The sequence below is a fragment of the Clostridium sp. cel8 genome (genome assembly GCF_014050525.1).
In the GTDB taxonomy this organism is placed as follows: domain Bacteria; phylum Bacillota; class Clostridia; order Clostridiales; family Clostridiaceae; genus Clostridium_B.
This window is the reverse complement of the sequence record NZ_JACGAG010000003.1, coordinates 90,243-104,272: the sequence shown is the minus strand read 5'-3', so window position 1 is coordinate 104,272 and position 14,030 is coordinate 90,243. Positions and strand designations below refer to the sequence as shown.

General features: G+C 29.9%; 14 protein-coding genes. 13 read left to right on the top strand and 1 reads right to left on the bottom strand.

Annotated elements, in window-relative coordinates; translation table 11 throughout:
- The first annotated feature begins 1 nt into the window (after window position 1).
- The 10 genes from fmt to H2684_RS04170 all read left to right on the top strand — a co-directional run bounded on the left by fmt (window position 2) and on the right by H2684_RS04170 (window position 9,120).
- Window positions 2–934, top strand: coding sequence for a methionyl-tRNA formyltransferase (fmt, locus tag H2684_RS04215; protein ID WP_182088151.1), 933 nt, complete (start codon window positions 2–4; stop codon window positions 932–934).
- Window positions 935–971: 37 nt separating this feature from the next.
- Complete coding sequence (locus tag H2684_RS04210; RefSeq protein WP_182088150.1) at window positions 972–1,655, top strand: zinc metallopeptidase; 684 nt, start codon at window positions 972–974, stop codon at window positions 1,653–1,655.
- A gap of 23 nt (window positions 1,656–1,678) precedes the next feature.
- Window positions 1,679–3,007: a 16S rRNA (cytosine(967)-C(5))-methyltransferase RsmB gene (gene rsmB / locus H2684_RS04205; protein ID WP_182088149.1), complete on the top strand. Its 1,329-nt coding sequence runs from the start codon at window positions 1,679–1,681 to the stop codon at window positions 3,005–3,007.
- A 10-nt stretch (window positions 3,008–3,017) separates the two neighbouring features.
- Window positions 3,018–4,067 carry a 23S rRNA (adenine(2503)-C(2))-methyltransferase RlmN gene (gene rlmN, locus H2684_RS04200; protein ID WP_182088148.1) on the top strand — a complete coding sequence of 350 codons (1,050 nt, stop codon included), beginning with the start codon at window positions 3,018–3,020 and terminating at the stop codon, window positions 4,065–4,067.
- 3 nt (window positions 4,068–4,070) lie between these two features.
- On the top strand, window positions 4,071–4,814 hold the full coding sequence (locus H2684_RS04195; protein ID WP_182088147.1) for a Stp1/IreP family PP2C-type Ser/Thr phosphatase: 744 nt from the start codon (window positions 4,071–4,073) through the stop codon (window positions 4,812–4,814).
- Complete coding sequence (gene pknB / locus H2684_RS04190) at window positions 4,789–6,657, top strand: Stk1 family PASTA domain-containing Ser/Thr kinase (RefSeq protein WP_182088146.1); 1,869 nt, start codon at window positions 4,789–4,791, stop codon at window positions 6,655–6,657. Before H2684_RS04195 ends, pknB begins: the two co-directional genes overlap by 26 nt.
- A 20-nt stretch (window positions 6,658–6,677) precedes the next feature.
- On the top strand, window positions 6,678–7,547 hold the full coding sequence (rsgA, locus tag H2684_RS04185; protein WP_182088145.1) for a ribosome small subunit-dependent GTPase A: 870 nt from the start codon (window positions 6,678–6,680) through the stop codon (window positions 7,545–7,547).
- 37 nt (window positions 7,548–7,584) lie between these two features.
- On the top strand, window positions 7,585–8,235 hold the full coding sequence (gene rpe / locus H2684_RS04180; RefSeq protein WP_182088144.1) for a ribulose-phosphate 3-epimerase: 651 nt from the start codon (window positions 7,585–7,587) through the stop codon (window positions 8,233–8,235).
- A 1-nt stretch (window position 8,236) separates the two neighbouring features.
- Window positions 8,237–8,872 (top strand): thiamine diphosphokinase, encoded by a 636-nt coding sequence (locus H2684_RS04175; protein WP_182088143.1) that lies wholly within the window; start codon window positions 8,237–8,239, stop codon window positions 8,870–8,872.
- A gap of 77 nt (window positions 8,873–8,949) precedes the next feature.
- The gene (locus H2684_RS04170) at window positions 8,950–9,120 is read left to right on the top strand and encodes a hypothetical protein (protein WP_182088142.1); all 171 of its coding nucleotides are present in this window, start codon (window positions 8,950–8,952) and stop codon (window positions 9,118–9,120) included.
- Between the two features lie 151 nt (window positions 9,121–9,271).
- Here the strand turns inward: H2684_RS04170 and rpmB are convergent, their stop codons facing one another.
- The gene (gene rpmB, locus H2684_RS04165; RefSeq protein ID WP_182088141.1) at window positions 9,272–9,463 is read right to left on the bottom strand and encodes a 50S ribosomal protein L28; all 192 of its coding nucleotides are present in this window, start codon (window positions 9,461–9,463) and stop codon (window positions 9,272–9,274) included.
- Window positions 9,464–9,885: 422 nt separating this feature from the next.
- Between rpmB and H2684_RS04160 the strand changes: the two genes are divergently transcribed.
- Genes H2684_RS04160 through recG form a run of 3 tightly spaced genes read left to right on the top strand, consistent with a single transcriptional unit; the run spans window position 9,886 to window position 13,978 of the window.
- A complete protein-coding gene (locus H2684_RS04160; protein WP_182088140.1) occupies window positions 9,886–10,236 on the top strand; it encodes an Asp23/Gls24 family envelope stress response protein in 351 nt (116 codons plus the stop codon).
- Between the two features lie 16 nt (window positions 10,237–10,252).
- A complete protein-coding gene (locus H2684_RS04155) occupies window positions 10,253–11,887 on the top strand; it encodes a DAK2 domain-containing protein (RefSeq protein ID WP_182088139.1) in 1,635 nt (544 codons plus the stop codon).
- Window positions 11,888–11,941: 54 nt separating this feature from the next.
- The gene (recG, locus tag H2684_RS04150; RefSeq protein WP_182088138.1) at window positions 11,942–13,978 is read left to right on the top strand and encodes an ATP-dependent DNA helicase RecG; all 2,037 of its coding nucleotides are present in this window, start codon (window positions 11,942–11,944) and stop codon (window positions 13,976–13,978) included.
- The last annotated feature ends 52 nt before the right edge of the window (window positions 13,979–14,030 follow it).

The window sequence follows — 14,030 nt, the reverse complement described above, 5'->3', positions numbered from 1 at the left end:
TATGGATATAGTTTTTATGGGCACTCCAGATTTTGCAGTGCCATCTTTAAAAAAGTTGATAGAGAGATATAATGTAAAAGCAGTTTTTACTCAGCCTGACAGGCCAAAGGGAAGAGGAAAAAAACTTTCTAAATCTCCAGTCAAAGAAGTAGCGGTAGTTTCTGGAATAGATGTATATCAGCCAGAAAAGCTTAAAAGTGATAGGAAATGTTTAGATGCATTAAAGAGTATGAAGCCTGACTTTATAGTTGTAGTTGCCTATGGTCAGATATTGACAAGGGAAGTACTTGATATACCGAAGTATGGATGTATAAACCTCCATGCTTCACTTCTTCCAAAATACAGAGGGGCAGCTCCAATAAACTGGTGCATAATAAATGGAGAAAGAGAAACTGGAAATACAACTATGTTTATGGATGAAGGACTTGATACTGGAGATATATTGCTAGCTAGTAAAGTTCAAATTGGACCAGATATGACAGCAGGACAGCTTCATGATATTTTAATGGAAGATGGAGCAGATCTTCTTATAAAAACTATAGATGGAATTATAAATGGAACTGTACAGAGAAAAAAACAAGGTGAGTCTACTACAGATTATGCAAAAATGTTAAATAAGTCTATTGCAAATATAAATTGGGAATCAAATGCCAAAGATATAAAAAATTTTGTAAGAGGTCTTAATCCTTGGCCAGTTGCTTATACTAAATACAAAGGTAAAACTATGAAGGTGTATAGGGTTTCAGTGCTTGATGAAATAGCAAAAGATAAACCTGGAACTTTGATTAATGTATCTGAAAAAGGTATAAAAGTATGTACTATGGATAAAGTAATTTTGATTGATAAAATACAATTTCCAGGCAAAAGAGCAATGGAAGTTAGTGAATTTATAAGAGGAAATTCTATAGAAAGTGGATTGATTTTAGGAACATAGTGAAAAATTAGTATATTCAGAAAGGAGAATAATTATTATGCCTTTTTATTTTGATGGAAGTTTTGTTATATTGATACCAGCACTTGTAATTGCAGCATATGCTCAATATAAAGTAACTTCTACATTCAATAAATATTCCAGATATAGAAGTAGAAATGGATATACGGGAGCTCAGGTTGCAAGAAAACTTTTGGATTCAAGTGGACTTTATGATGTACCAGTTGAATTAATTCCTGGAAAACTTACAGATCATTATGATCCATCACAGAGAGTAATGCGTCTTTCTCAAGATGTATATTATGGAAATTCAGTGGCATCAATAGGAGTTGCAGCCCATGAAACAGGGCATGCAATACAACATCAAATAGGGTATAGTCCACTTATTATAAGAAATAGTATAGTTCCAATAGCAAATTTTGCTTCAAGTGCTTCATGGATACTATTTTTATTGGGCTTTATGTTTGGACTTAGAGGATTTTTGAATTTAGGAATATTACTTTTTACAGCAGTTGTACTGTTTCAATTAGTAACACTTCCTGTGGAATTAAATGCATCTAGCAGAGCAATTAAAATACTGGATAGTAAGATGATATTATACGGTGATGAGATAAGTGGAGCAAGAAAAGTGCTAAGTGCTGCGGCTATGACTTATGTGGCAGCTGCTCTTACAGCAATAGCAAATTTGCTTAGATTAATTGTTATAAGTAGAGATAGAAATTGATAAAATATACAGGAGAGAAGAAGATGGATAATGCTAGACTTGCAGCAGTTGATGTAATTGAAGATGTTTTGTATAAGGGAGCATATTCAAATATAGCATTAAGTAATAGATTGAATAAGAGTAATCTCAATGTAAAGGATAGATCACTAGCTACTGAAATAGTATATGGAACTCTAAAGTACAAATATACTATTGACTGTATACTTGAGAACTTTTTAAAAAATGATTTAGAGAAAAAAAATTCTTATATTAAAAATATACTTAGAATATCGATTTATCAAATAAAATATCTAGATAAAATACCGGAATTTGCAGTGGTGAATGAAGCTGTAAAATTATCTAAAAAAAGGTCTGTGAAACTTTCAAAACTTGTAAATGGAGTTCTTAGAAACTTCTTAAGAAATAAGGATAAATTGTATTTAAAAGACCAAGATTATATTAAAAAATTGTGTTTCAAGTATTCTTTTGATATGTGGATGGTAAAATTATTTGTACACCAGTATGGAAAAGATATAGCAGAAGATATTCTAAATGGATTAAATAGTACTCCTAAAGTTACTGTGAGAGTTAATAATTTAAAGACAAATTTTCTTGAAAGTTGGAATGAACTTAAAAATAATGGTTATAATCTAGAAAAAGCAAAGCTATGTAAAGATGCAATTGTAATAAATAGAGGAAGTAGTATAGAGAAAAATGTTTTATTTAATGAGGGAATGATTTCTGTTCAAGATGAAAGTGCTATGCTTCCTATAATATCAATGGATATAGAAAAAAACATGATTTTGATGGATCTTTGTAGTGCGCCTGGAGGAAAAGCATGTTATATGGCAGAGATTATGGAGAATACAGGAAAAGTAGTTGCCTGTGATATATATGAGAATAAAATAAAATTAATAAGAAAGAATGCAGATAGGCTTGGATTAAAAAATATAGATGCATATGTACAGGATGCACAAAACTACAATCCTAAAATGAGAGAAAAGGCAGATAGAGTTCTTATAGATGTTCCATGTTCTGGACTTGGAATAATAAGAAAAAAACCAGAAATAAAGTGGAACAAAAATATAAATCAGATATCTGATATAATTTCAACTCAGAAGAAGATTATGATAAATGCTGCAAAGTATGTAAAACCAGGAGGAAAATTAATATATTCTACATGCACTTTAAATAAAAATGAAAATGAAAAAAATGTAGATTGGTTTATTGAAAATAATCCTGAATTTACTTTGGAAAAACTTAATTTTGGAGATATAGACAATATTATTTATCACAAGAGAGGATATGTTACAATACTTCCAAATAAAAATATGGATGGATTTTTTATTGCAAAAATGATAAAAAATAGATAGGTGTATTTATATGTATAATATTTTAGATTTTAATTTAGATGAATTAAAAAAATGGATGAAGGAAAATGGCCAAAGTTCATTTAGGGCAAGTCAAGTTATGGATTGGATATATAAAAATGATTTGTGGGATTTTGATAAAATGCAAAATCTACCTAAAAAGTTACGAGAGCTTTTAAAGAAAAACTTTTATATAAGTATTCCAAAGCTTGTTAAAGAGTATAGATCCAAGAAAAAGGATACTTTTAAGTACTTGTATAAGTATGATGATGGAAATGTAATAGAAACAGTAGTTATGAAATACGATAGGGGAAATTCAATATGTGTTTCAACACAGGTAGGATGTAAAATGGGATGTAAGTTTTGTGCATCTACTATAGGAGGAATGGTTAGAAATCTTACTTCTGGGGAAATAATAGCTCAGATTTTACTCTCGCAAGCTCAATTGGGAGATAGAATATCAAACATTGTCCTAATGGGTAGTGGAGAGCCACTTGATAACTACGATAATGTTATGAAGTTTATAGATATAATAAATTCTGACTATAGTTTAAATATAGGACAAAGGCACATAACTCTTTCAACCTGTGGATTAGTACCTAAAATAATTGAATTTGCAGATAGAAAGTTACAAGTAACTCTTGCAATATCACTTCATGCCCCTTATGATGAACTTAGAAAACAGATGATGCCTATTGCAAATAAATATTCAATAAGTGAAATTATTGATGCCTGTAAATATTATATAAATACTACAGGAAGAAGGGTTTCATTTGAATATGCTATGGTTCGAGGTGTAAATGATAGTAATATATGTGCAAAAAAACTCTCTATGCTTTTAAAGGGTATGTTAAGTCATGTAAATTTAATACCTGTAAATGAAGTCAAAGAGAAAGATTTTAGAAAATCATCTAAAAGTAATATTGAAAATTTTTTGAATATATTATCTCAAAATGGAATAGAAACTACTATAAGAAAAGAAATGGGATCAGATATAGAGGCGGCTTGTGGACAATTAAGGAGAAGTTATATTGAATCCAAAAAAGGAGTAGAAAGGGTGTAGAAAATGGTGGGGATCTTATCAGATGTTGGAAAGGTTAGAAAGCTGAATGAAGATTATGTTAGTTTCTACAAAGGAATGAATTTTACTATATATGTAATAGCTGATGGAATGGGTGGCCATAATGCAGGAGAAGTGGCAAGTAAAATTGCAGTTGAAACCACGATTTCTCATATAAAATCTATGGATAGATTGGATAGTATGGAAGATGCACTTCTTAAAGCTATAAGTGCTGCAAATAAAAAAATATTTGAATTGTCTAATGAGAATAAGAAATTAAATGGAATGGGGACAACTATAACTGTCTGTATGGTAAGAGGTAAAAATATGATTATAGGAAATGTTGGAGATAGTGGGTGCTATATTTTAAAAAAAGATGGCATAACTAAGGTTACAAAAGACCATTCATTAGTTCAAGAATTAATAGATGAGGGAAGTATAACTGAGGAAGAAGCAGCTGTTCATCCAAACAAAAATATAATAACCAGGGCACTTGGAACTAATGTTTCTGTAGATGTAGATATATTTAAGGTAGATTTAGGAAATGTAAATAAAGTGTTAATGTGCACAGATGGATTATCTAATGAAGTGAGTTTAAATGAAATGTATGATATTATAATGAGGAATAATAATGAAGAGGCTTGTAGACAACTAGTTGAATTGAGTAAGCTTAAGGGTGGAAGAGATAACATATCGGTTATTGTATTTGAAGGAGAGTGTGAAGATGATAGGGACTATGCTGGGAAATAGATATGAGTTGTTGGAAAAAATAGGCGAAGGTGGAATGGCTGAAGTATATAGATCTAAAGATCACCTTTTAAATCGTAATGTAGCAGTCAAAATCCTAAAAGATCAGTTTTCTAGTGATACTGAGTTTGTAGAAAAATTTAAAAGGGAAGCTACAGCTGCAGCCAGTCTTTCAAACAACAATATAGTAAATATATATGATGTTGGAAGTCAAAATAATATAAATTATATAGTAATGGAATATGTTAAGGGAAAGACTTTGAAACAGGTTATAAGGGAAAAAGGTAGAATTGCTCCAAGTCAAGCTGTGGAGATGTCAATTCAAATAGCTAAAGCACTGGAATGTGCTCATAAAAATAATATAATACATAGAGATATAAAACCGCATAATATTCTTGTAACGGAAGATGGCATAGTCAAAGTTACTGATTTTGGAATAGCAAAAGCATCAAATTCAGTTACAATAACTAATTCAAATAAAGTAATGGGTTCAGCACATTATTTTTCACCTGAGCAGGCAAAGGGGAGTTTTGTAGATTTTAGAACTGATATTTATTCTCTTGGTATCGTAATTTATGAAATGGTTACAGGAAAGGTGCCATATGATGCTGAAAGTCCAGTTTTAGTAGCTTTGAAGCATATACAAGAACCGGTAGTTCCGCCTAAAGATATAAATGAAAATATTCCTGATGGGTTAAATAGACTTATATTAAAGGCAGTGGAAAAAGAACCTATAAAAAGATATCAAACTATGACAGATATGCTTGTTGATCTTAAAAAAGTTCAAAATAATGAAGTTCCCAATATTCAAGATAATGATTTAGAAGAAGATATGACAAGAATAATGAATCCTGTTGATGTTAATAATTTAGATGATAAATATAAAGATGAATATTATGAGCCTGAAAATATAAAAATTAAGAGAGGACTTGACCCTAGGAAGAAGAGAAATATTCTTGTTGCAGCTATAGTTATAATGACAATTGTTATAGGTTCAATACTTGGATATTCTTATTACAATAAAGAATATGGAAATTTAGCTGAAACTACAGTACCATATATAATTGGAATGGAGAAAGATAAAGCAAAAGAAGCTGTAGAAGCCAAAAAACTTAAATTTGTAGTTGTTTCAACAAAAAAAAGTGATAAAGAGGAGGGGACAGTACTTGAAAGCTCCCCTGAGCCAGGAACAAGTGTGAAAGTTAATTCAGAAGTGAGAGTTGTTATAAGTGGTGGACCTAATAAACTTACCGTTCCTAATGTGGTAGATGTTGATTATGATACTGCAAGGGATATAATATTACAAAGTGGATTAAAAGTAGGAGATGTAAGTTATAGATATAGTGATGATGTAGAGAGAAATCATGTAATAAGTCAAGACCCTGAATTTGGTTCAAGTGTAGAAGAAGGATCTTCTGTGAATATTGTTGTAAGTAGTGGACCTGAAACTAAATATATTAGTGTGCCTGATGTAACTGGAAGAAATATAAGTGATGCAGAATCAATTCTTTCAAATGCTGGAGTTAGTTATGCGGAAAAATCAGTTATTACTGAAGATGAATCTCAAGATGGAATAGTTTTAAGCCAGAGTGAATCTGGATCAAAGGTAAAAGAGGGAACTACAATTATAATTAAGTATTATAAGTATGAAAAACCTAATTATAATGATGATGAAAATAGCAGTGAAGAAATTGATGAAAACAATACAGATAGTACTGATCAGGATACTGACAGTAATGGATCAAGCGATCAAGATAACGGAAATAACCAAAATAATGAAACGGATTCTGGAAACAATTCAAATTCTACAAATAAGGGTACTGGAAATTCAGATAAAACTAAATAATTAATTTTATAGGAGAAATTATGCAAGGAACTATAGTTAAAGGAATAGCTGGATTTTATTATGTAAAATGTGGCCATAGGACAATTGAATGTAAATCAAGGGGAAAGTTCAGATATAGTGGACTTTCTCCGACAGTTGGAGATAAAGTTGATATTTCTGTAAATGGAGATACAGGTATTATTGAAAAAGTCTATCCAAGAACTTCTATAATATCAAGGCCAAGTGTTGCAAATGTAACTCAGGCTATTATAGTATTTGCAATTAAAAATCCTGAAGTAAATGAGGAATTGCTAAATAAGATGATTTTGAATTGTGAAGTCAATAATTTAAAAATTATAGTTTGTTTTAATAAATTGGATTTAGATTCTGAGGGATATAAAAGTCATGCTTTTAATATGGTAAAAAGTGCAGGATATGAAGTTATATTTTCAAAGGCAAAAGAAGGATTTGGAATAGATAAGATAAAGGATCTATTGAAAGGCCATATAACGGTTTTGTGTGGGCCATCTGGTGTTGGAAAATCGACAATTTTAAACAATATTGCAGGAAAACAGCTAATGGAAACGGGAATTATAAGCAGTAAGCTTAAAAAAGGAAGGCATACTACAAGACATAGTGAGCTAATAGAAGTATGTGGAGGATTACTCGTAGATACTCCAGGATTTTCATCATTAAATGTGAATTTTATAAAAAAAGAACAGCTTATGAATTTTTTTCCAGAGTTTCAAAGTGGACTTGGAAAATGTAAATTTAAAAGTTGTCTTCATTATAAAGAACCTGGATGTGCTATAAAAAATATGGTTGAGGAAGGTAAAATTAATGAGGATAGATATAACTTTTATATAAAAATTTTAGAAGAAATAACTAGTAAGGAAAAAAATATGTGGTAAAAGATTAATTTATCACTAAAATTAGGGGGAAAGATTTATGATAAAGATAGCACCTTCAATATTATCTGCAGATTTTGCAAATTTAGGAGATAATATTAAAAAATTAGATGAAAGTGGTGCAGACATGATTCATATTGATGTAATGGATGGTATGTTTGTACCAAATATATCTTTTGGAGTACCGATTATTAAGGCAATAAGACCAATGACGAAGCTTCCATTTGATGTGCATCTTATGATAGAGGAACCATCAAGATATGTAGAGGACTTTGTTAAAGCTGGTGCTGATATTATAACAGTTCATTTTGAAGCAGATAGACATATAGATAGGACAATAAATTACATAAAGAGTTTTGGAGTAAAGGCAGCTGTTGCGTTAAATCCTGCAACTAAAGTTGAAAATTTAGAATATATAATACCAAATTTAGATATGGCTCTTATAATGTCTGTGAATCCTGGTTTTGGAGGACAAAAATACATAGAATATTGTTATAATAAAATAAAAAATGTAAAAAAATTAAGTGAAAAATATAATAAGAATATGATGATTGAAGTAGATGGTGGAATAGGAAAACAAAACATTGCAAAAGTAGTAAAAAGTGGTGCAAATGTAATTGTAGCAGGATCAGCTGTGTTTAAAGATGGAAAAATACATGAGAACATAACTAATTTAAGAGGTGAAATTTAAAGTGAAGGTAACTATAGTATCTGGGGGAACTCCGCCTTCTTTAAATTTATTGAAAAGTGAACTCAAATCGAGTTCACTTTTAATATGTGCCGATGGAGGAGCAAATTGTCTTTATAATTATAAAATAAATCCTGATTACCTTATGGGAGATTTTGATTCTATAGATAGTAATGTACTTGAGTTTTTTAAAAATTCAGGAACTATAATAGAAAAATATCCAGAAGAAAAGGATTTTACCGATACAGAGGCTGTATTTTACAAGGCAGTTGAAAAAAATGCAGATGAAATAGTATTTTTAGGATGTACTGGAACAAGACTTGATCATGTCATGGGCAGTATTGGCATGCTTAAAAAGAGCTTAGATTATGGAATAAAATCATATATAAAGGATGAAAATAATTCAATAGAACTTATTGATAAAGAATCTGTAATAAAGGGAAAAAGGGGAGAAATATTTTCACTTTATGCTTATTGTGATGTAGTTGAAGATTTGAGCATAATAGGAGCTAAATATGAATTAAATAATTATAAATTAAAACTTGGAGATTCAAGAACTGTATCCAATGAATTTATGGATGAAGACGTAAAAATTGTGTTTAAAAGTGGACAGATTTTATTGTTTAGAAGTAAAGATTGAAAAATTTATTTTTTTAGTAACAATATTTAGTGAACATACATATAATAATATAAAGTAATCTATGGGGGATAATAGCCATGGGAAAGAAATTTTGCAGGAGGAGGACAAAAAAGAAAATAGGGCTGGTTGTTCTATCACTTGGTGCAGGTTTTTTGCTTACAGTTATTATCCCTATATGGGGATGGATAATAGCTGGAGGTGCAGTACTTATTTATTGTGGATGGTGTTTAATAGGAGATTATAAATAGGAGGGAATTGTTTTATGAAAATTATTACATTTAAACTTCCAGGAGTTTTATCTGCAATTTTAAAGCTTTTTAGAAAAAAGAAAGACAAATAAACATAAATATATGCAAAATAAAAATGCAATTGCTATTTGACAACTGCATTTTTTATTTCCTATATAGCACGCTGAACCTTTCCTGAACGAAGGCATCTTGTACAAACATGAATTCTTTTTGGAACACCATTTACAACTGCTTTTACTCTTCTTACGTTTGGAGCCCAATTTCTCTTAGATTGACGGTGTGAGTGACTGTATTGTACACCAAATACAACGCCTTTTCCACATATTTCACATTTCCTTGACATTTAAAGCACCTCCTAAAATCAAACACTAGTTATTCTATCACAATATAAGCAATCTTTGCAAGTATATATAGATAAAAAATTTTACATTGTAATTTTTATTATAAATTTTACTTAAGTCATTGAAAGTTATATTATTATAATTTAAACTTAAATTGTATACATTTAATTTATTTTATTTTATTTATAATATTTTCAATAGAAATTATAAATTCACATTATAATGGATATATTATGTATATGAGGATATAATCAGAAATTAATATTTTCTTGAATAAATATTTCATTTAATATAAAATATGTTATGTGACAATATACTAAAGGCAAAGTCAAAGTTTTATATATAAATTAGTTATTCAAGTGATTCAAAGTAAAATGTATATTTTGCTGTACAATATCCTATTTTATAAAAGGGAGGTCCGAATATGATAGGAAATATCGAAAATGAAATGGGTCAGATTAATTATTCAGAAGAAAGTGTTGCTAATATAGTTGGCATATCTACTATGGAATGTTACGGAGTAGTTGGAATGGCATCGAAAAATGCAAAAGATGGCCTTTGGGAATTGATAAAAAAAGGAAACTTAAGTAAGGGAGTAAAAGTCAGTTTTAAGGATGGTAAACTTCTTATAGAACTGTATATAATAGTTGAATATGGAACAAAGATATCTGTAATTGCAAATAATATAATACAGAAGGTAAAATATAATGTGGAAAATTATATAGGCCTTAAAGTTTCAACAATTACAGTGAATGTTCAAGGTGTTAGAATCTAGGGAGGAATTTATAAAAATGGATTACTTAAAGATAGATGGACATCGTTTTTATAATATGATGGTAAGTGCAAGTAATAAATTAGATGAACAAAAGGATATTGTAAATTCATTAAATGTTTTTCCAGTTCCAGATGGTGATACTGGAAGCAATATGTCCATGACGTTGAAAACAGCTGTATCAGAAATAGAACACATGAAAGATCAATCTCTAGGGCAAATAGCAAAACAAATTGCTAAAGGAGCTCTTATGGGTGCAAGAGGAAATTCCGGTGTAATACTTTCACAAATATTAAGAGGTATAGCAAATGGTCTTGAAGGAAAAATTGAAGTCGATTCGAGAAGTTTTGCATCTAGTATAGAAGAGGGAGCTAAATTTGCATACAAGGCAGTTATGAGGCCTACAGAAGGTACAATACTTACAATAATAAGATCAGCAGGTGAATGTGCCACAAAATCTGAAGAGAAAAATATAACTTTGTTACTTAAAGAGATATGTGATCATTGTGAAGTCGTGCTTAATAAGACACCAGATATGCTTCCTGTTTTAAAAAAGGCAAAGGTTGTAGATTCTGGAGGAAAGGGACTTCTTATAATATTAAATGGTATGTATGAAGCTCTTAGAGATGGAATTGAAGATGCTAAGATAAAGGAATTTGATACTGCTAAGGAAAAATCTGCTGCTAAGAATTTAGGACAGCAGGATATAAAATATGGATATTGTACTGAATTTTTAGTACATGCAAAAGATGCAGATGTGACTAAATTTAAAGATGAACTTTCAGCTGTTGGGGATTCAATGGTAGTTGTAAATGATGAAGATATAGTAAAAGTTCATATACACACAAATGATCCAGGATGGGTACTGTCCCATGCGTTAAAACTTGGAGAGCTATCTAAAATAAAAATAGATAACATGAGAGAAGAGCACAGGCATGTGCTTGGAATAGATGAAGATGCTGGAGAAGAATCTGAAGAAGATATTGATTTAGAAACAAAGAAATATGCATTTATTTCCGTAACTATTGGTGAAGGTATAAAGGAGATATTTAAAGACCTTGGGACTGATTATATTGTAGAAGGCGGCCAGACTATGAATCCAAGTACACAGGATATTTTGGATGCTATTGAAAAGGTCAATGGTGAAAATATATTTATACTTCCAAATAACAAGAATATATTTATGGCAGCAAATCAGGCGTCTAAAATAAGTGATAAGAATGTCAAAGTAATAGCTACAAAGACAATACCTCAAGGAATAACTGCTATTACAACTTTTAATTCGGATCTTGATTTAGAAGATAATATAAAAGCTATGGAAGAATCTATAAATCAAGTAGAAACAGGACTTATAACCTATGCAGTAAGAGATACTGATATAGATGGAAAAGCTGTTAAAAAAGGAGATATAATAGGGCTTATTGATGGTAAAATAGTCGAAGTAGGAAATGATGAGTTTGAAGTATGTGATGAAATCATATCGGATATGGTTTGTGACGACAGCGATCTTATAAGTATTTACTATGGTGAGGATTGTAATGTTGAAAGATTTGAACCATTTGTAAGTGATATAGAAGAAAAATATTCTGATATGGATGTACAAAGTTATAGCGGAGGTCAGCCTCTCTATTATTTTATAGTTTCAGTTGAATAAAAAAAAGCCATATGGCTTTTTTTATTTATATTTAATGCTAAAGTAGGTGGTATCGTGAATATATATGATAGCGTTGGTGTACTTAAAGGTGTTGGCCCTAAAACTCTTGAAAAATTAAATAAATGTTGTATATTTACTATACTAGATTTACTTCTGTATTTTCCTAGAGATTATAAAAGTGTTTCTATTTATAAAAATAGTCAATGTAAAAGTGATAAAGTTATATTAAATTGCAAAGTTAAATCAATAGAAAGAGATATTAGAACTAAAACTGGCAAAATAATAACAACTGTAATATTTGAGAATGAAGATGGAAGATTTATTGGAAAGTGGTTCAATCAGCCATACATGAAGAGAAAATTTATAATTGGCTGCAATTATAGGATTATTGGAAAGATACAAGAATTTAATGGAAATATATCTATACTAAATCCAGTTCAGATAAAAGATAAAGACAGTAAAAACTCAAATGGGAAAATACTACCTGTATATCCATTGAAGAATGGAATAACAAATAACTTATTAGTAAAGTTAATTTCATATGTTTTAAGTCATATACGAATAAAAGAAAATCTTCCACAGTGGATAATAGACAAGTACAAATTGTGTAGTTTAGACAGTGCTTTGAGGAGAATTCACAATCCTGAGAATTTAAACAATCTAAATCAATCAAGAAGAAGATTAAAATTTCAGGAGTTATTTACATATTCACTTAAAATTCTTATGATAAAAGAATATTACAATAGAACTAAAACGGGGATAGCTTTTAAAATATCAAAAGAACTAGTAAAACTGAAAAAAGAACTTCCCTATGAACTTACAAATGCACAAAGCAAAGTTATAAGAGAAATACTTATAGATGAAAAAAGGCAGATTCCAATGAACAGACTTGTTCAAGGAGATGTTGGAAGTGGAAAGACTATAGTAGCATTTATTGCAATTTTTAATGTTATAAAAAATGGATATCAAGCAGTTTTAATGGCACCTACAGAAATACTTGCAAAGCAACATTATACAGAAAGTGAAAAACTTTTGAAGAAATTTAATATAAAAATAGGAATATTAAGTGGAAGTACTTCAAAAAAACATAAGGAAATTATAAAAAATGATATTAAAACAGGTAAGATAGATTTTATAATAGGTACTCATGCTTTAATTGAGGATGATGTTGAGTTTAAAAATCTTGGAATTATAGTTACAGATGAACAGCACAGATTTGGGGTAATGCAGAGAAATAAATTAATAAGTAAGGGTAAAAATGCAGATATACTTGTAATGACAGCTACTCCTATTCCGAGAACATTGACACTATATCTCTATGGGGATCTTGATGTATCAACTATAAATGAGCTTCCTCCTGGTAGAAAGAAGATAGAAACCTTTTATATAAATAAGAATTCCAAAAATAAAGCTTATGAGTTTGCTCTAAAGGAGATAAAAAATGGAAGACAAGTTTATGTGGTTTGTCCTTTGGTTGATAAAAATGAAGATGGAAGTTTGAGCTCAGTAGAAGATGTATATATGAAACTTAAAGATACATATTTTAGGAATATACCTATGGATATACTGCATGGAAAAATGCCAACACAGACTAAACAGGAGGTAATGGATAGATTTAAAAAGGGATATACAAAAGTTATAGTGTCTACTACAGTTATAGAGGTTGGAATAAATGTACCAAATGCATCTCTTATTATAGTTGAAAATGCCGAAAGATTTGGTCTTGCACAGCTTCATCAGTTGAGAGGAAGAGTAGGAAGAGGAAAGTATAGATCTAAATGTATTTTAGTTGCAGATATAAAAAACGATGTAATAAAAAAGAGAATGGAAATTATGAAAAAAAGTAACGATGGTTTTTTTATAGCAGAACAAGATTTAAAAATAAGAGGAGGAGGAGAGATATTTGGTTTTAAGCAGCATGGAGAAAGCGAACTTGTAATTTCTGATTTTATATCTGATATAAATATATTTAAGATAGCTAATGCAGAGGCAAGAAAGCTAATTAAAAGCAATATTGAAGAAGATATGAGAATTAAAAGAGAAATTATAAATGGTATAGAAAAAACTTCGAAATTTATATGTTTTAACTAATTTTACATATAGTTGAGTTTTTATGTATAAGACTTTGTGAATAGGCTAAACT